Source organism: Peristeroidobacter agariperforans (assembly GCF_004138335.1).
Lineage (GTDB): Bacteria > Pseudomonadota > Gammaproteobacteria > Steroidobacterales > Steroidobacteraceae > Steroidobacter > Steroidobacter agariperforans.
Map to the genome: position 1 here is coordinate 2,880,589 of NZ_RYFW01000001.1, position 19,073 is coordinate 2,899,661.

Consider the following 19,073-nt stretch of genomic DNA (forward strand, 5'->3'; position numbering starts at 1 on the left):
CGCATCACCCGCGAGGTGCTGCGCCGCTGAAAGTGTCGCCGGCTGGCCCAGATGACATCGAGAGGCCCCAGGGCTGTGCTCCTGCGCGGCTTCGCAGATGCTCCAAGTCGTCGGCGCAATCCAGGTCGAGAGCAAGTCGCTCGATCTCTGCGACTCGCGTGGCAAGATTCGCGGCGCGGGCGGCGGCCAAATGCCGCCTGAAACTCGAAGAACCGAAGCAGGGCGCAATCGCTTGCGGCGGGGAGCAGAGCAAAGCGTTTGTGCCATCGCGATGACGATCCGGTACAACAACCACGTGCTCGCGACAAACCTGGCCGGTGAAAATCTCATCAACTGCGCTGGCGCAGACCAGGGGTAGATCGCCAGCCACGATCAATACGCGTTCGGGGTGCATCCCATTCAGGATTCGCAGGGCCGCTTCGATCGCTGGCGACATGCCTGCGTCCTCCTGCTGCACGACCGGTAGTGCATTCAACGACTCGGCGAAGGCGCGCACTTCGAGACTGGATGTGACTACGGCAACAGCATCGATATTCCGGCTTTCGCGCAAAGCGAGGATTACTCGTCGCGCCATTGCGAAGAACAGGCGCTGGCGCTGCTCGGCATCAAGCGTGCCGGCAAGGCGCGACTTGGCGCGCTCGCTTGACTTGAGAGGAACCAGCGCCCAGGTGGAGGGTTGCATATCTCCGAGTAAGGGCTTCTGAGGGTGAGTTGTTCCTCGACTTATTCGCGGCCGCGGCGCTGCCCAAGCAGGTGCATAGAGGGCGGTTTCCTGCGTCGTTTCGACTCTAGGGATTGGAAATCGGCGCGGGATTCGCTGCCGTCACGGATTGATCCGCCGGCGCGGCTGCTGACGTCGGAGCAGGAGCGACCTCCGCCGGCGGCGGAGCAGGCGGCTCTTCGGCAACCAAAGCAGCGACGTTGATGACGCTCGGATCGTCGCGAAGTTTCAGATACAGCCCGTCTTTGCTCGGACGCGGCACGGGCAGGGCGCGGCCGGGAAAGCCGACGGGTACGGCGACCGGCTCTTTGAACTCGGGCGTGCTGGCGATCGAATCGACCAGGAACAGATTGGCGCCGGTGAGCTTGCAGGACTGCGTCGTATCCGCGGGACATTCCAGTTCCTTCAGCACAGGCAGTCGCACCAACGTCACGAGCGGCTGCCAGTCGCCCGCGACACCTTTGTTCACGACCCGGAACTTCAATGGTCCGAACGCGGAGAACCCGAAGGCCTTGGTGGGATCGAACGTTGCGATCGCAACCTTGCTGTCGGCCAGCGTGAGGGTGCGGTTGGCGAAGCTCAGCGTGGTCGAGAGCGCTTCATCGGCGCTGGCGACTTCAATGTTTGCTTCACGGCTGAAGATGGCCGGCGACTTCGCGCGCACCGAGAAGATGAGCTGCGCGTCTTGCGGCAATTGGTTCTCGCTCGCGAGCTGGATGTTGCTCGTGTTGCCACCCGAGGCGACTTGCACACTCTTACCGACCAGTTCGACCCGCGGCCGTGGCGCGGCTACTGCGACGTTCACTGGGTAGCTGCGGCCATCGTGAAGGGTGACCTTTCCTTTCGCAGTCTCACCTTGCTGCAAGCTCGGCGCCGGCGCGTTCGATGCGTCAGTTCCTTCGGCAAGCTTCACTTCCAGCTGCAGCTGATCGCTCTGCGGATTGTCGATGGCAGTCGAAGGAACGAACTCGAGCCCCTTCAACGACAGGCTGGCCACGTCGCTGAGCCGGCTGCCTTTGAGCACGCCGTGCGATTCGCCTTCGTGCAGAGTGAAACTTTCGAAACGTCCGGCTTCGGGATAGGCGCGCAGCTCGACCGGATGCGGCTCGCTCGAGCCGAATTGTTTGACGAACAGCGTCAACGCGCCGGGCTGCGCCTGCTGCAAGGGTAGGGTGATCTCGACCTCGTTCGCCTTGACCGGCGACCAGTCCACCCGCAGCTCCTTGCCGGTGGGATCTTTCACCATGATGCGATCGATGCACGCGACGCTGCCCGCTTGCAGGTGAATGGTGTTGGCGCGGCCGACGATCAGCGAGCTGTCGTCCTGCGAAGCGGGAGTCCAGGTTTGCGAGTGCGTGTTGACCAGCTGAAAGCCCGGGCCGTCGAATTTGTCGAAACCCCAGTAGCCGTGCAACGAGCCTCGGAAGCGGTCGGTGAGAGTCGCGGCACCGAGCGAAGAGGTATCGATGAGGAAGCCGCCTTGAGTGGCGTCCGCGGTCGCGGGCAGTTCGATCACTTCGCCATTCTTGCCGGTGACGCGGAGGACCGTGTTGTGCGCGTATTCGGTTGCGAACACGAGCGGCGCACCTTCGACTGGAAGCACGAGCCGGTCCTTGCGCGCACAATAAATATCTTTCGGGCTCACTGCGTGCAGCGGCGGCGGCAGAGCATCTTCCACGGCGGGCAATGCTGCGACGAGCACGGACTTTGGATTCTGAAATGACGGTGGCGTGTTGAGCGTCAGCGTGAGCTCTTTGTCCACCGCGGTGGCGAGCGCAGGAATGTATTGATAGTTGGCGACGCGGAACGAGTCGAACAGCCGCCCCAGGTCCAGCAGCGAAGAAATATACGGGCTGTAGTAGCCATAGTCCGCTTGTGGCGTGTGGCTGGCCGCCATTACCAGGTCGCTCGCCGGACCGGTCGTGAGCGCCTCGACGATGGACATGCTGTGGCCGTCGTTGAGGATCAATGTTTCCTGTCCCTCCATGAGGCAGGGCGCCTGCAGCTGCGGGAGGCGGTCGAGACATTTCTCATCGACCCGAATGCCGAGACTGCGCGCCAGCAGCGGCGTAGTGTCTTTGAGCACCGCCGGATTCGCGGCGTTCAGATGGCGGATCGAAGTGAGATAACGCTCCAGCCGCGAGCGATCGAGCGTTGCCTGGTTCAGATCCTGCGTCGAGCGCACGAACGCGCCGGGCCGGCCGCGAACCGCGTTGACCAGTGTCTTGAAATCGCCGCCGTCTTCGGGCGCGAGGAAGATGAGGGCCTGTTGCGCGCCCTCGGGAACGCTGACGGTGAGCCCTTTCGCGCAGGCTTTTTTCCACGTCTCGCATCTGAAGAACCAATCCTTCGGCGGCGGATTGGTCGGGCCGCGCAGGAAGCTGAGCACCAGCAGATAGTGCTCGGACTGCGTCTGCGGAAAATCGGCCTTGATCCACAGCTTGTCGCCCTCGGCCAGGTGCGGCACCTGGGCGATCGGCAGCGTGGTTTTATCCCGGGAAACAGTGACTTCGAGCGTCGGCCCGCGCAGGTCGAACGGGGCGTTCGTGGCCGCGTGGGCGGAGGTGACCGAGAGAACCGCAAGGGTCGAAAGCCATCGGCAAAGTCGCAAGCTCATGGGGGCGAATCGTAGGGCAGAGCGCGGGCAGGGCCAACCCGCTTGACAGCCCCCGGGGCGGGTTTTTTGCGCACAGAATCAAGGTCGGGGCCCAGCCTGATCAGCTCCCGTTCAGGTTGGGCCCCGCGAGCCTCACTGTTTCGCGGTCGGCTGCGGCGCGGGCTGCTCGATGCCGAAGCGCTCGACCAGCGCGTCATATTGCTTGCGCGAGATCGTGATCATGGCGCCATGGCGGACCTTCGGCGGCAGGCTGTACTTGTCCCAGGTCGAAAAGAACGTGTAGCCGGAGATCTGATACCACGGGCCGGAGAGCTTGTCGGCGACCGAGAGGCCGTAGGACACGCCCGGATACTGCTCGTAGTAGAGGTACCAGATCTCGCCGTTCGGCGAGGGGATCAGCATCGGCGCTTCACGGAAATTCGGGCTGAGCGGCGGGCTCAGGTTTTCGTAGGGACCGAGCAGGTTGTCGGAGCTGGCGATGCGGATGGTCTTGCCGGTGACCCAGTCGAGCGTCGGATAGGTTTCGTCCTTGATGATCGCCCAGTACTTGCCTTCGGCCTTTCTCAGGAACACGTCGATCGTGCCCATCTCCCATGGCAGCAAGCGCTGCGGCGGCGCCGAGAATTGTTTCATGTCCTTGGAAGTCACATACAGCGTGCGCTGGCTCGCCCAGTACCGCTCGGCATCCTCCGGCGTGCCTTCCAGATGCGGCGTGTGCCACGTCATCACGAACTGCTTCGAAGGCTCGTCGTAGTAGATCTTCGGCGCGCCGATTCTCTGCAGCGCCTGCGAGTAGCCGGGCGTTGCTTTCAAGTCGGGCGTGTAGGTGCTGAAACGTTGCCATTCGATCAGGTCGCGCGAGGACCAGATGTTGATGGTCGGCGATGAATCGCTTTCGTTGCCCGCGATGTAGTAAGTGCCGTCGGGGCCGCGCGCGATATCGGGATGGCCGCGATAGTCATCGGTGATGCGCTTGCCGTCGTTCAAGCGATACCAGTGCAGGCCATCCAGACTGACGCTGTAGTAGAGGCGACCGTAGTCGGCGTGCGTCATGTGCGCGAACAGATAGGCCTCGTTGACCGGCTTGTCACCGGGACGCACCTGGCCCGGCGGATCCGGTTGACGCGCCAACGCGGCGGCCGCGAACAGCGTCGCTGCCAACAGGAGCCGTCGAAAAATCTTCAGTGCAATCATGGCAGTTCCCCCGTCAGTACGGGCAAAGACTAGCTCGAACGGATTTATAAGACAAATAATACTTGTCAGATTTTAGGCTGTGTGTTTCAGTATCCGGCCATACGCGCATCGAGCGCGCCATCACGTCGTCCTTTGGGGGTTAAAGGCAGCATGAGGCTCAGAAATTCATTCCTGTATTCGATGTCGGCGGTGACGCTGCTCGGCTCGGCGAGCGCTGCATTTGCGCAGGAAGCCGCGCCGGCCGCGGGCGCCGAGCAACTCGAAGAAGTTGTCGTCACCGGCATCCGTCAGAGCCTCGAGCGTGCCGCGGAGATCAAGCGGGAATCGGCGCAGGTCCTCGATTCCATCGTCGCCGAGGACATCGGCAAGTTCCCGGACGCGACCACCGCGGCGGCGCTTCAGCGCGTGCCGGGCGTGCAGGTCACCGTCGGTTCCAATAACGAAATCACGGGCGTTTTGATCCGTGGCCTGGGCGATATTCTGACGACGCTGGACGGTCGCGAGATCTTCTCGACAACCGGCCGCGGCTTCGCCGTGCAGGATCTGCCGGCCGAAGCGCTGTCGCGCGTCGACGTGATCAAGAGCAGCACCTCGAACCTGATCGAAGGCGGCATCGCCGGCGTGACCGATCTGCGTCTGCACAAGCCGTTCAACTTCAATGAACGCACGTTCGTTACCACGGCGCGCGCGAACTATCCCGACAACGTCGATGAAGTGAACCCGCAGTTCGGCTTCCTCGCGACCGATCGCTGGGATGTCGGCAACGGCGAAATCGGCGCGCTGCTCAACGTGACCTGGTACAAGAACGATTTCGATCGGCCGATCTCGTTCGTCGCCGAGCGCCGCAGCCTGGTCGGCGCGCCGCACGGAGAAACTGGCGTGCTGGCGCCGAATACATTCGGCGGCTTGAACGACTACGGTTGGTACGAGCGTCCGCAGGCGAACCTCGCCATTCAGTGGCAGGCCACCGACAACCTCGAGGTCTACATGGACGGCCTCTATGCGGGTTACCGCGACGAGCAACAGTCGGCATTCGTCGCGACGCCGTTCTTCTTCGCCGAGACGCAGCTGGAGAGCCTGGAGGTCGATGAGAGTCGCTGCTTCCTGTCGCGCGTGACGCCGGGTGGATTCAATCCCAATCTGAACGACCTCGGTAGGAAGGACGCAGAGGGCAATCCCGACCCCAATTTCACGACGGACACGCTGTGCAATATGGAGTCCGCGCGTTTCTCCAACGTTCGCGGTTTGACGAGCACGCAGGCCAAGCAGCAGGACGTCGATAACTATCTCGGCGCGATCGGCTTCAAGTGGAACAACGGCCCGACCAGCGTGAAGTTCGATACCGCGTACCAGAAGTCCGAGCGGGAGTTTTCCAACGTCATCGTCGACATCGGCAAACACATCACCGTCGACATCGACACCGATGTGAACGAGGGCGGCATGACCTGGCACCCCGGCAATCCGCTCGGCACGGAAGGCGGCTGGTTCCTGCGCAATGGCTTGAACCAGAACTTCGAAGAATCCACCGGCGAGTTGTGGCAGACGCGGCTCGATTTTCGTCACGAGCTCGATGGCGCGTTCGGCTTCATCCGCGCCATCGAGGCTGGCGTTCGTTACGCCGATCGCAGCGCGCTGTTCGAACAGGCGCAGCTCAATGTGGGGGCGCCTGGCGGCGACCTGGTCACGTCGCTGGACGGTCTGCCGCTGCCGGCTGACTTCCTGGTGCGCTCGCCCGGTATCGATCGCATCAACAACGGCGCGTCGGTCCTCACGCCGAATCCGGATTACCTGCGCTCGGCGGCGGGTCGCGATGTCCTGCGCCAGATCTATGGTGCCCCGACGGGCAATCCGGCGTTCCAGCCGCAGCGTCGCTTCGATGCGTCCGAAGACACCTACGCAGCTTACTTCCAGTTGGATTATTCGGTCCCGGTCGGTGGTCTGACCATCGATGGTCTGATCGGCGCGCGTCCGACGCGCACCGAGCGGCACATCGAGGGCGCCGGTGTGGTGAGCGGCGTGGTGATTCCGCGCATTGCGGACACGACCGACACGGAGGTTCTGCCGAACGCGAGCGCTCGCATCGACTTCAACAACGGCCTGCAGGCTCGCGTGTCGTACGCGAAGACGATGCGCCGTCCGGAGTTCACCGCGCTGAATCCCGGTCTCAACTACATCGTTGCGACCAATCCTTCCGTGATCAACTCCGGCAACGCAGGCAACCCGAATCTGAAGTCGCAGATCTCGGACAGCTACGATGCAACGCTCGAGTATTACTTCGGGCCGAGCATGGTGTCGGCCGCGGTGTACTACCGCGATCTCAAGGATCGCGTGATCACCGCCCCGAACACGGAAACGATCGATGGCATCGACTACAACATCAGCCGTCCGCGTAACGTCGGCGCCGCCACGTTGCAGGGTATCGAGGTGAGCGGCCAAACGTTCTTCGACTTCCTGCCCGGAGCCTGGTCCGGCTTCGGTGCGTTCGCGAACTACACGTATGCGGACACCGAAGTGAAGGGTGACGATGTGCTGGCAGGCTTCCCGCTGCAGGGCGTGTCCAAGGACAACTTCACCGTCGGCTTGCTGTACGACAAGTTCGGCGTGTCGGGGCGTCTGGTGTACACGGCACGTTCGCGTTACTACGATGCGGATATGACGGGTACCAACATCGCCCGTCCGATCGAAGCGGATCGCGTGAATGATCTGGAGTACATCCCGACGGCGCTGAACTATGTGCGGCCGGGTGGCCGTCTGGACTTCAGCATCGGCTACGACATCACGGACGCCATCCGAGTCGATGTCGGCGGCAGCAACATCCTGCGCAACCAGTACAAGAGCTACTTCGACCTCGATTGGCTCAATCGCGACTTCCGGTACGACGACACGATCTACACGCTCGGCGTCCGAGTCCGGATGTAAGCGATGGCAGTGAAGAGCTTGCTCAAGCAGGTTGGAGCGGCGCTGGCAATCGGCGCCGCGCTTTGGGCACAGACCTCATCGGCGGCGCCGGCCGCCGATGAGCGTCCGAACTTTCTGATCATCATGGCCGACGACCTCGGCTATTCCGATGTCGGCGCCTATGGCGGCGAGATCGATACTCCCAACATCGACCGTCTCGCGTCGGGCGGGCTGCAGTTCACGAACTTCTACAACTCGGCTCGCTGCTCGCCTTCTCGCGCCAACCTGCTCACCGGACGCTATGCGCATCGCGTGGGCATGGGCGAGAACGGCGGCAGCATGTCGGTCGACGTGCGCACGGTGGCGCAGGAGCTCAAAGATGCTCACTACCGGACCGCGATGGTCGGCAAGTGGCATCTCACCCGCGCCACACCGCTCGCCGATCCGGCGGAGCATTTGAAGTGGATCAATCACCAGGCCTACCTCGAGCGTGACTTCGGCGATCGCTCGACCTATCCGGCGGCGCGTGGCTTCGAAACTCACTATGGTTTGATCTGGGGCGTCTCCAGCTATTTCGATCCGTTCTCGCTGGTCGAAGGCTTCGAGCCGGTGCGCACCGTGCCGAAAGATTTTTATCTCACCGACGCGCTGAGCGATCGCGCCGTGAGCGATATCGAGTCGTTCGCCAAGGACGAGCGTCCGTTCTTCATGTATCTCGCCTACACCGCGCCGCACTGGCCGTTGCACGCACCCGAGCAGGCCATCGCGAAGTATCGCGGCCGGTACGACGGGGGCTGGGAACAATTGCACGAGGCGCGTTACGCCAGGCAGGTGAAGCTCGGCCTCATCGATCCAAAGACCGCGCCGAAGGCGCAACTGTCCGGTGATTGGGCGCAGAATCCTGAGAAGCCGTGGGCTCAACTGAGCCAGGCTGAGCGCGCGCAAGCAGCCGCGAAGATGCCTGTGCACGCGGCCATGATCGATGTCATGGACCAGGGCATCGGACGAGTCATCGATGCGCTGAAACGCACCGGCCAATATGAGAACACAGTGGTCGTGTTCCTCGCGGACAACGGCGCTTCGCCGGAAACGATGACGGGCACTCAGGGCTATCAGCCCGGCTACGATCGTCAGAGCGAAACGCGTGACGGCAGAAAGATTCACTATGGCGCCGATCAACCGGCCTTGGGATCGGAGACCAGCATGGCCGGCATCGGCGCGTACTGGGCGAATGCGGCCAACACGCCGTGGCGCTATTGGAAAGCCGAAGCATACGATGGTGGCGTGCATACGCCGTTCATCGTCAGCTGGCCGAAGGGCCTCAAGCTGAAGCCAGGCACCCGAGTGGACACGCTCGGTCACATCATGGACATCGCGCCGACGTTCTTTGAGCTGGCCGGCGTGCAGCCACGCACCGAGGGTCAGCCGCCGATCGATGGTATCTCGCTGGCGTCAGCATTGGCCGGCAAGAAGACGTCACGTGGCAAGCCGCTGTTCTTCGAGCACGAAGGCTCACGGGCCGTGATTCTCGACGACTGGAAACTGGTGGCGCGAGCGCCGGGACCGAAGTCGAAGGTTTATGCGCCGTGGTCGCTCTACCATCTGAAGACGGATCGCACCGAAACGCGCGATCTGATCAAAGCAGAGCCAAAGCGCGCGGCGACGATGGCGAAGCTTTGGAACGAATGGTCTACGTCCGTTCACGCACGTCAACGAAGCGAGCCCTGATGACACCTCGAGTGGGACAGCGAGCTGCAGCGCTGGCGGTGATGTTGGCGCTGTGCGCGTCGACCGCACTCGGTCAGACGAAGCGCAGACCGCCCGCCGACGATATCTTTCTCGATCACCCGTCCCAGGATAAGAACGCGACGGTGATGCCGTCGGCGAACGCGCGGCCAGTCGAATCCTTGTTCGCTTCGCGCGCGTTGCTGGATGCGTCGATTGCCCGCTCCTCGAACAACGAGTGGTTTTTGACGGGCACGGTGCTGCGTGCGTTGCCACGCGATGGCATTCAACTTTGGACGTCGAGGGATCGACGTAGCTGGCGCTCGCTCGGCATCGTTCATGCGAAGGGCGAGCGAGTCACGGCGCCGGACATTGCAGTTCACGGTGACTCGCTTTATCTCACCTATACGGATGCGGCGGGCTGCGCTCGCGTGGCGCGTGGATCGGCGGCAAAGCCAGCCGAGCCTTACGTCGGTTCGCCCTGTCTCGTCAAGAATGCTGCCGACGCCTCGTTGTTCATCGATGACGATGGCTCGGCGTATCTGCTCTGGGGTGCAGGCATGATCGCGCGGCTGCAGACGGACATGCAGCGCCTGGCCGAGACGCCGCGTTTCCTGAAGCCGGATCCAGCGCTGCTTGCGACCAATCCGCCGCCGGGCAAGGATTGGCCGGTGCGAACGCGCGTTGGCTCGGCGGGGGCTGCGATGTTCAAGGACAACGGCCGCTATGTGCTGCTGGCCAACGAAGTCACGGGACGGATGCGCAGCCCGACCGACGATGTGTTCATGGCCGAAGCGCCGACGCCGTATGGTCCGTTCTCCCTGCGCTATCTCGCAGTTCCTCACGCTGGTCAATCCTCGATCGTGCGGGATGATCAGGGCGCGCTGTACGCGAGCTACAACCCGAAATGTGAAGACGACTTCTCGTTGTTCTGCGAGCAGGTCGGCCTGGTGCCGCTCGAGCGCTCGCCGGATGGGCGTCTGCGACAGTCAGCAAACATTCTCACCGAGAACAGTGCCGTCGCGTCTGCGCGTCCGCTGCTCACCAGTGAGATGATGCGCGATCCGTCCGTCGCGCTCGGCGGCGACGGTCAATACTATCTGGTCGGCACGCAAGGCGGATTCGGCTACGCATATCCCAACGGCGGCATTACGTTGTTCCGTTCGCAGGATCTGAAGACCTGGGAGAAGGGCGCGACAGTCTTCAATTGGAAAGGTCTGGGGCGCACGTTCAAGAACACTGCAGAGCTGTGGGCGCCAGAAATCACCTGGGTGGACAGCGATCAGACCTACTACATCGCGTTCTCCATCATGGAACGTGACGTCGGCGGCAAGACCTGGATCTATCGCTCCAAGACGGGCAAAGCGGAAGGCCCGTATGAAAACGTCGCGCGCGAAAACTTCGTGCAGGGCATCGACGGGTTCCTGTTCGAAGATGGCGGCGATCTTTATCTGCTGTGGGGCGGCGGCAATCTCGGCAAGCTGAATGCCAAGCGCGACGCATTCGACGGACCGGTGCGTCGGCTCGTCGATACCGACGGCGAGCACATCGGCTACGAAGGCAACGCACTCATCAAGATTGGCGACACCTATTTCGTGACCGGCGCCGAGTGGAATGGTCCGCTGCGCACCCATGGAACCTACGACATGATGTACGGCAGCTCGAAGTCTCTATTCGGTCCCTACACCAAGCGCAGGCTCGGCGCTCCGCACGCGGGGCACGGCACGCCGTTCCGAGACAAGGAAGGTCGCTACTGGTCGACGATGTTCGGCAACGACGTGACTTCGCCGTGGCGCCGTCAGTTCGGGCTCATCCCGCTGGACATCGGCGACGAGCGCGCCATTCGCGTGCCCGGCATCCAGCGCTAGAGGCTGCGGAGCCAGGCGTGCCCGGGGTGGCAAACCTCGAGGGCTTGCGCCAGCCAAAGGCGGTCCGCCGGAGGTAGTGTCGGCAAGGTTTGTTCGAAGTCGTCCTGATCCTTCGTGCGCGGATTCTTTGCTTTGTAGAGCAGTACTACCTGCGGGCAGAGATAGGGGATGCCGCGCGTCGTTCGGCGACTCATCGCCGACAGCGGCAGCGAGATGGAAGGGTTGCGGCGGAACTGCCAGTGAGTCTGGGACGCTTCGTTCAACAGCAATTCCAGTCGTGTCCCGTTACGCTCCGCGTGTACTTCGTGAATCGGCAGCGCGAGCTCTTCAGGCTCCGTCCAAGGCTGCTGTTGTCCATCGACCATCTTGTGTACAGACCAGCCGGATAGAAATTGCCGAAGGCTTTGCTGATCCCGCCGCAGCACTGCTACGTCGATGTCCTGATGAGCGCGATGGCTCGCGCCTCGATGCAGGTCGAGTGCCCAGCCTCCTGCAATCCACCAGGGAGCGAGGTATGCCGCGAGGATGTTGCAGACCGGGGCCAGCGCGTCCAAGTCAGGATTGCGGCCGGCTCCCTTCCGGGAGCTGACCGAGAAAGTCATTGAGGCTGCGGCGGCCGTCCTGCCATTCTTCGTAGCGTCGCGGCGCCTCGGGATTGCCGCTGGCAGTGAGCTCGATGCGAGTCGAGTGGGAGATGGCGCGCAGCTCGTCGCGGCTGATCGGGAAATAGATGGGACTCGATCCGGGAATCGGCAAGGGCAGCGCCTGGCTGATGCCCAGCTCCGAGACTTCGCCGGGGTGGCGCGTGAGGGCGACGGTGCGATCGCCCAGGTTCACTTCGATCTGTTTGAACGCCTGTTGGAATGCGCCAGCCGGGTCGGACCACGGTTCGGTCGCGCCCCACAGAATGGCGACCAGGTAGAGCTTGCGCTCGCCCATGCGATTTACTTCGATCGCGGTCAGCTGGGCGTAGTCCCGCGCGTTCAGACTCGGTGCTGGTTCAGCTCGAATGAGCACGAGCGGTTCGGTCTGGGCGGTGATCGTGACGGATGACTTGGGATCCATCCATGACTTGACCGTCGGCTGCGCTACGCACCCCGCCAGCATCAACGTCAGAAGCAGCGCTGAATATTTCATGGACGGTCCCCACAGGCCAGGATGGGCCGATCTTACAAGAAGCGCCGAATCAGCGCTCCGGTTCCCCCAACGCCGACAGAGCGTCGATCTCCCGCTGGCACTGCGCCGCCTTGTATCGCTCGTAGATCATGGAAACGACGAGCCATGCGACCAGCATGCCGAGTACGCCCCACGGCGCCGATGTTCCTCGAGTCTGCGGATCGCCGAAGAAGTTCCAGCCGAGCATGGCGATGACTCCGGGCGCCATAGGCAGCACGTACCAACGCCATAGCGTTCGATGGATATCGCGCTTGCGCTCCAGCTCGCGCTTATAAAACGACAGGCTGGCTGCACTGGATTCGGACGGGTCGGTCCTGAACGGGGCAGTCCGCCGGCGCCACTGCCACATGCCGTAAGCGGCGCCGATCAATAACAGCGCCGCCGCCGATTTGACCCAGGGATGGGGCGCCAAGAGGATCACTACCGAGCACCCGGCCAGCGCCAGCAGGCCCGCGCCTTGTTCCAGCCAGTTACGGATGCGAAAGGCTCGGTGCAACTCGCCAGTGCGATGGCGAACATAGGAAACAGACATCGCGGGTACCCCCGTGGATTGCGCGCGCCAGAGAGCTTTGATGGGAGCGTCGTTGTGCTCGGTCATGACTGATGTCCCTCGTACAACTGTACGAGCAGGCGTTTGGCTCGATGGATCTTGACGCCGACGTGGCTCATGGACAGGCCGGTCACCTCGCTGATCTGTGCGGTGTCCAGGTCATCCAGATACAGCAGCACGATCTGGCGATCGAGCGGTTTGAGCTGGCCGATCAGCGTGTTCAGCAGCCCGAGCCGCTGTTCATCGTCGAGCTGACGAGCCGCATCGTGAGGATCGATGGGCTCGATGATTTCTTCCAGGTTGCACAGCTCGCGATGGCTCAGGCGCTGGCGTCGAGTGACGTGCCGGGCCGCCATGTTGTGCGCCACCCGATACACCCAGGTGCCGAGCGAGCAGCGGCCATCGAAAATCGCAAAGCTTCGCCACAGTTCAAAATAGATCTCTTGTTGGAGATCCGCGCGCAGCTCGCGATTGGCTTCGTTCGCGTAGGCGATGCGTGCAATGGCTGGCCCGAACTCGGCCACGGCGCGAGCAAACAACCGATCCGCGGCGTCGGCGGTTTCGGCAGATCGAGGCAGCGCGTCCCAGGGCCTATCGGGTGAAAGTCCGTCCATGCACAGTTAGTACGCGCTGCCCGGGTTTTCTTACACGCCAGTTCAGTTTGACTTGGTGGCGGGCGAAGCGCATTTCTCGGGCGTGTAAGGCTCCCCGGTATCGAGCGCGGTCACGATTTTTTCCAGGCGCTTCACGTTGGCGTAGGTGTCCACGAGCAGCAGATTGTTCTTGCAGGGCAAGGCTACCAGATGGGCTTGTTGGGGCAGCAAGGGGCGCAGAATGGGGACCAGCATCGCCGCCGATACGTTCTTGATGGAGAAGACCCGGGTGACGTATTCGGCGCTGGCGTAAGAGCCATCGTTGGTCAGCATGGGAATGGCCAGTTGGCGCGCGCTCGCGTCAGGCACGACACGGACATATTTGCCGTCGTCGACCGCGGTGAATCCGTGCACCTGTAGCACGGACAGCAGCGTGGGATAGTCGAGGCCATCGGGATCGAGGCCGATCACGGTCACGTCGCCGGCAACGCGTGGGTCGACAAGAAACTTCTTGCCGGTTTTCTTGGCCGTGCCCGCGATCACTTGTGCAATGGGAACGGCATCTTTGCTGGTGGAGGGCGAGCTTTGCGCTTGCGCGTGAGGTGCGAGCAGCAGCGCGAGAACAGCGCACGCGTGCGAGAAGATGCGGAAACGGGACTTCATCGGGGAACACTCCTTTCAGGGATGAGGTCGGACTCGGAAAGTGTCTGCCAGGGGCGGGACCGCTGTGCCTTCGCTTCATGCTCCTCGAGGCCGACGAACCCGGAGCCGCCGCGAGCGAAACGCTCCAGTGACTGCAGCTCGCGCATGACGTCATAGGCTTCAGTCACGCGAGTGAGGTGTGTCAGGTCCACATACAGATAAATCGGCCGGGCGAGCGGATAACTGCCGTCTGCAAACGCCGCGGTGGAGGGCTCCGGGCCTTCGAGGGCGCTGGCGGAGAGTTGGTCTCGGTTCTCGCGATAGAACTCGTAGTCCACGAGCACGAAGGCATTCGGGTCGGCCCAAAGGTTCTGTGGAATCAGCGATGCGGTTTGTTCGACTTCCGAGTAGAGACGATCGCCACGCACCGTGTGGCAGAGCTCCGCGTGCAGGGTCGGGTTGGCGATGCGCAGCCTTTCGATAGATCGCTGCGCGTTGCAGCCAGGCTCGAGCAGCGCCGTTGCGAACAGCTGGTGCAGGGGAGTGGCGCGAGCGGGTCCAAACAGCGCGATGGGGCGGTACTCGAGTTTGAAATCGACCTGGTCCCAGGTGACGTTCGAGTTGTCGATGAAGCGCGCCGGCTCGAGGGGATCGGGGATGCGTTTCGCGGCCGCAAGATACACATCGCTGGCTGACAACTTCATTGGCGTGCTGTCGCGACCGCTCGTGAGTACCAGCGCCTGATAGCCGAGTTTCGACTCGATAATTCTGTCGATGCCATTGCGACGGCAGGTCGCAAATTCAGCATGAGCAATGCGCCGGGACGCTACCACCATATCGAACTGCCGAGCGTTGCCAGGTGCGCACAGCGCTGCAAGAGCCGCGTCTGCTTCGATCGTCTCTACACGGGGCGTGGCGCCGGATTTGCGGGGTGGCTGACGGTTTATAACGCTTCGTACCAGCGCATCCGTGAGCGGCGACACTGCAATACGCGCTGCCTGTTGCGATCGAATCAGCCCGCCCTGCATCGTCTGCTCCGAGGGGCTCGGTACAGCCGCGGCGGAACCTGCTGCTGCCGGTCCCGACTGAGCGGGGAAGCCGGTGTTTGCGGGCGAGCCTGCCGGTTCGTGTGCGTTGTCGATGCCAAGCGGGGCCGCGTCGTTTCCTTCGGGCACGAACCCCGGGCCGAGCGATCGCGGTCGATACGCGGCCGGGTCCGACTTTGCAGCGGCGATCTGCGCTTGCGACTGCGCGGGTTCTGCACGCTCGGAGGAATGCTTTTCAAGAACTAACATTCCGCCGGCGAACGCCGACCCCACGATGAGAAACACCAGGGCGCGGGTCCGCAGCGACCAGGAGCGCCGCTTTGCTCGTGCGTCCTGCGCCTGCAGCTGCTGCTTGAGCCGACGCGCGAACTGAGGCGGCGGGTCGCGTCGAAGTGCTTTCAAGAATTCGTCATTCATCGCTGCTTCCTGTCATCACCATTGCGAACGCAGCGTCTGAACGATTCGATACAACGAGGTACCGACGTTCGATTCGCTCAACCCGGTGAGGCGCGCGATCTCGCGATTGTTGAGAGCGGCGCCATACTTCAGTGCGATCAGCTCTTGCTCGCGTTCGGGGAGTCGGGCGGTGAGCCGGCCCAGTCGTGACAAATCGGAATCTCGCACGGCCTCCAGTTCCGGCGTGATCTCGGCGGCAAGATCGACGGCGGCATCCAGCGGCGCGTGCGGGCGGCGGGAGCGCAAGTAGTCGATGCCCACGTTCTGGGCGATGCGGAACAGCCACGTCGAGAATCCGGCCAGGTCGCGACGATAGCGGGCGCGGGCCGACCAGGCCTTCTCGAAGGTACGTGCGGTCAGGTCCTCGACCTCGGCTCCGCCACCCAGCCTGAACCGGAAATAGTTGTAAATGCGTGGCAGCTGATCCGCGTACACCGCGTCCCAGTCCACTTTGTCCGCCGGCTCCCGGGAGCGGGCGTTGGCCATGTCCATCTGTTGCGAGACCATGAAAGGTATATACGGCGCAGGCCCGGAAGTATCACGGCCATCGGTGAAAGGGCAGTGTCAAGCTGGCCTGCCGCGGATGATTCCGTCACCATAGCGGCGAGGTAAAGAAGCCACCATGCGATCCGTATTCATCCTGCTCGTTCCCGGCATCCTCGCCCTGGCCGCCGGCTGCGGCGAACAACGCGGCCCAACCGTCTATGTCCTCGAGGGACAGCAAACGGTCGAGTTGAAAGCAACGGCATCGCCCATGAAGGTGCAACCGGGCGGGCAGGTGGTGTTACATGTCGAGCGCCGCACCACCGGGCAGTGGAAGAAGGTTTCGCGCAGCGAGCTCAGGCCCGGCCAGTGCTGGGTGTATCGGCCGCCGGTCGAAGTCGAGCCCGAAGTGGCGCACAGCGTCCAGTGGGAAGTGGTTCCCGAGAACGCGGTCGAGTTCCACAGCGAGTACCAGCTCGATCAATCGCGCGTCGCCACCGTGCGCGCGTCGGGTAAGGTGACATTGACGCCGATTGATAAAGTCAAATGCGAAGAAGATCGCGTCGTGGCCGGCAACACGATCGAGATCGACGCCTCCTGATTCAGCGTGGCGAGCGCCGCCGAGGCGGCGCGATCAAAGCCAGCAACGCAAGGCAGAGCATGAAATGAAGTGACATGCCGCCGCCGCCGCCGCTACTGCCGCCGCCGCTACTGCTGCCACCACTACTGCTACCACCGCCACCACTGCCACCACCACCGTTATCGCCACCTCCGCCGGAGCCGGGCGGGGGGGCAATCACGGGGTCAGTCGCAGTGTTATTCCCAGCAACCGTATCGCGCTCACGCGCAGTCACATTTGCTTGCACGTTCAATTGGGCCGCTGCAGGCAATGTGTAAGTGACTCGCGCCGTTGCATCGGCGTCCAGTTTCACGAATGGCAGCGAACAACGCACCGTCGTTGCGGCGGTCGTGCACGTGCCGCCGGGCAATTCCGCCGACACAGCGCTCGCGCCGGCCGGCGCCTGGATATCCAGCGCGACTCCGGTCGCCGCCAGCGGACCGATGTTATGAACGCGCACGTCGAAGCGATTCGGGGCGCCGTTGGCGCGATTGTCGGTGTGGTCGTGGATGCTGACTTCCAGATCCGGTGCGGTTTCAAAAGAGTGCAAGCCGGCGTCGCCGGTGGCGACAATTATCGTGGTTGGTGCGGCGGCATTGATTGTCAGCATGCGCGATGACCACCACGGGAACAGATGCGGGGTGGGCATGCGCTCCCACGAGGCGCCCGCATCGACAGAGCGAAGCAACAAATCTCCGGCGACGCCCGAGCTCAGGACGTACATGACATCAGGCGCCGCCGGGTCCAGCGCGATCGCGAGGGGGCTGCCATAAATGGAGCCCACGAAAGAAGGCAGCGGCGCGAAGCTGGCCCCGCCATTGTTGCTGACATTCAGAGTGCTGGCGGACACCGAATACATGCGGCTGGAATCGGCCGGATCGATCGCAATGTCGAAGGGCGCGTTGTGGGGCAGGACTCTGTTCCAGGTAGCGCCGCCGTCGACCGAGCGGAAGACGCCGTTGTTGTTGCCGCCTATTTTCAACGACGTGAGCAGCATTCGTGCGGAGTTGTGTGGATCGACCAGCAGGTGCGTGGCTTCAATGTCGTTCAGCCCACTCCCACCGACCGGTGTGAACGTGGCGCCGCCATCGGTGCTGCGCTGGATGATTGCCTCAGAGGTCCCTTGCGGAGACAGGGCCAGATAAATGTTCTGCGGATCCTGCGGATCGAACGCGAGCGCATCGATCCGGGTCAGCGCAAGGTTGGCAGGGCCCACGTTCCACGAAGCGCCACCGTTGTTGGAGTAGCGCACGCCCCTGGCCGTGCCGGCCAGGATGATGTTTGGATCCGTGGGATGCGCGGCGAGCGAGCTGATCGTCAGGCCCGGAGCGGTCACAATCGATCGTTGCAGGGGGCCCTCGTCCGCATCGCCGATGCCGATCTCGACTCTTCCCGTGGACGCATAGACTCGACCGCCACCGGTGGCCAGGTGGCGCACATGGGCTGCGCTGAGCCCGTCGTCCGAGCGCGTCCAGGTAGCGCCTGCATTGGCGGTTCGAAACACTCCGATCCCTGTGCCCGCGAGCACCACCTGAGGGTTGCTGGCCGAAATGGCGACGGAATACATGCGGGCCGGCAAGTCGCCAACATCTGTCCAGCTGCCCGCCGAATAGCGGCGCACGACGCCGATGCCATTGATCGGGCTGGCGTACAGAGTGGATGGAACGGCGGGATCCGAATGTACGGCGTATCCGGGCAGGGTGGGGCTCGACGGCCATGCAGAGCCGTCATCCGGCTTGGAATACACGCCCCCGGGCGTGTTTGCCCACAAAATATTGGGTGAACCCGGAGTCACCGCGAAGTCGCTGCTGCCGTTGGGCAGCGTCAGCGTGAGCCAGGTATCGCCGCCATTCTGGGTTTTCAACAGTGTGCTGAACCACCCGGCATAGACGACCGAGCTGTTGGCTGGATCCACGACCAGCCTGGTACCGCGTGCCGGCATGGCGGGGCGCTCCGAAAAGTTCGCGCCGCCATCGGTGCTGCGGAAGAACTGCTGTGCGTCGGTCGAGTAATAGATGGTATTGCCATCGGCGGAAATCGCCAGACCAGCTGCGTAGTTGATGCCTTCAGGCGCGTATGGACTGATATTCACGAACGTGGCGCCGGCATCGGTCGAGCGCCACAGGCCGGAGTCCCCCGCTATGGCGTAGATCCGGTTCGGATTGGCAGGATCGAACTGAATCGGGCCGTAGTTGGCAAAGAACGGGTCGAGTTGGAACAACTGGCTCCAGCTGCTGCCCCCGTCGGTTGTTCTGTAAAGCGCGGCGGTGCCCCCTACTGCGAACGCGAGATCCGGCTGCGAAGGATGCATGGCGAGCCGGTAGATGGAGCCGCCAGACGGCCCGCGCGCAGACCAACTGTTGACCCCGCCGTGGGCGGCACAGGCCACCAACCACAGCAACACGCAGGCTCCCGACCGGATCGATCGCATAATGAATTCCGTTTGCGCGCGCTCCCCGGTTTCGCGCAGCTCCCGCTGAGAGTT

At 63.0% G+C, this 19,073-nt stretch carries 15 protein-coding genes; 4 read left to right on the top strand and 11 right to left on the bottom strand.

Annotated elements, in window-relative coordinates:
• Positions 1–4: 4 nt before the first annotated feature.
• The 3 genes from cofC to EK373_RS12565 form a co-directional block, all read right to left on the bottom strand.
• Positions 5–682 (bottom strand): 2-phospho-L-lactate guanylyltransferase, encoded by a 678-nt coding sequence (cofC, locus tag EK373_RS12555; protein ID WP_129642977.1) that lies wholly within the window; start codon positions 680–682, stop codon positions 5–7.
• 106 nt (positions 683–788) lie between these two features.
• A complete protein-coding gene (locus tag EK373_RS12560) occupies positions 789–3,338 on the bottom strand; it encodes a hypothetical protein (protein WP_129642978.1) in 2,550 nt (849 codons plus the stop codon).
• 132 nt (positions 3,339–3,470) lie between these two features.
• Positions 3,471–4,532, bottom strand: a complete 1,062-nt coding sequence (locus EK373_RS12565) for a glycoside hydrolase family protein (protein ID WP_129642979.1) — start codon at positions 4,530–4,532, stop codon at positions 3,471–3,473.
• Positions 4,533–4,682: 150 nt separating this feature from the next.
• On the opposite strand from EK373_RS12565, the gene EK373_RS12570 reads away from it, so the two are divergent.
• From EK373_RS12570 to EK373_RS12580, 3 genes are read left to right on the top strand one after another with little or no spacing between them, the layout of a single operon-like run.
• The gene (locus EK373_RS12570; RefSeq protein WP_129642980.1) at positions 4,683–7,451 is read left to right on the top strand and encodes a TonB-dependent receptor; all 2,769 of its coding nucleotides are present in this window, start codon (positions 4,683–4,685) and stop codon (positions 7,449–7,451) included.
• A gap of 3 nt (positions 7,452–7,454) precedes the next feature.
• Entirely contained in the window at positions 7,455–9,158 is a 1,704-nt protein-coding gene (locus EK373_RS12575) for an arylsulfatase (protein WP_129642981.1), read from the top strand.
• Positions 9,158–11,023, top strand: a complete 1,866-nt coding sequence (locus EK373_RS12580; protein WP_198683244.1) for a family 43 glycosylhydrolase — start codon at positions 9,158–9,160, stop codon at positions 11,021–11,023. Before EK373_RS12575 ends, EK373_RS12580 begins: the two co-directional genes overlap by 1 nt.
• On the opposite strand, the gene EK373_RS12585 is transcribed toward EK373_RS12580, so the two are convergent.
• From EK373_RS12585 to EK373_RS12615, 7 genes are read right to left on the bottom strand one after another with little or no spacing between them, the layout of a single operon-like run.
• Positions 11,020–11,577, bottom strand: coding sequence for a nucleotidyltransferase domain-containing protein (locus EK373_RS12585; RefSeq protein WP_129642982.1), 558 nt, complete (start codon positions 11,575–11,577; stop codon positions 11,020–11,022). The genes EK373_RS12580 and EK373_RS12585 overlap by 4 nt on opposite strands.
• 1 nt (position 11,578) lies before the next feature.
• Entirely contained in the window at positions 11,579–12,160 is a 582-nt protein-coding gene (locus EK373_RS12590) for a hypothetical protein (RefSeq protein WP_129642983.1), read from the bottom strand.
• Positions 12,161–12,209: 49 nt separating this feature from the next.
• Positions 12,210–12,797: a hypothetical protein gene (locus EK373_RS12595; RefSeq protein ID WP_129642984.1), complete on the bottom strand. Its 588-nt coding sequence runs from the start codon at positions 12,795–12,797 to the stop codon at positions 12,210–12,212.
• Positions 12,794–13,363, bottom strand: a complete 570-nt coding sequence (locus EK373_RS12600) for an RNA polymerase sigma factor (protein ID WP_129642985.1) — start codon at positions 13,361–13,363, stop codon at positions 12,794–12,796. Before EK373_RS12600 ends, EK373_RS12595 begins: the two co-directional genes overlap by 4 nt.
• A gap of 42 nt (positions 13,364–13,405) precedes the next feature.
• A complete protein-coding gene (locus tag EK373_RS12605; RefSeq protein ID WP_129642986.1) occupies positions 13,406–14,005 on the bottom strand; it encodes a secretin N-terminal domain-containing protein in 600 nt (199 codons plus the stop codon).
• Positions 14,002–15,447 (bottom strand): substrate-binding domain-containing protein, encoded by a 1,446-nt coding sequence (locus EK373_RS12610; protein WP_129642987.1) that lies wholly within the window; start codon positions 15,445–15,447, stop codon positions 14,002–14,004. Before EK373_RS12610 ends, EK373_RS12605 begins: the two co-directional genes overlap by 4 nt.
• 15 nt (positions 15,448–15,462) lie before the next feature.
• On the bottom strand, positions 15,463–15,972 hold the full coding sequence (locus EK373_RS12615) for an RNA polymerase sigma factor (RefSeq protein ID WP_157994338.1): 510 nt from the start codon (positions 15,970–15,972) through the stop codon (positions 15,463–15,465).
• Between the two features lie 136 nt (positions 15,973–16,108).
• On the opposite strand from EK373_RS12615, the gene EK373_RS12620 reads away from it, so the two are divergent.
• Positions 16,109–16,570, top strand: a complete 462-nt coding sequence (locus EK373_RS12620; protein WP_129642989.1) for a hypothetical protein — start codon at positions 16,109–16,111, stop codon at positions 16,568–16,570.
• Position 16,571: 1 nt separating this feature from the next.
• Here EK373_RS12620 and EK373_RS12625 read toward each other — a convergent pair whose 3' ends face one another.
• Entirely contained in the window at positions 16,572–18,992 is a 2,421-nt protein-coding gene (locus EK373_RS12625) for a DUF11 domain-containing protein (protein WP_129642990.1), read from the bottom strand.
• Between the last annotated feature and the right edge of the window lie 81 nt (positions 18,993–19,073).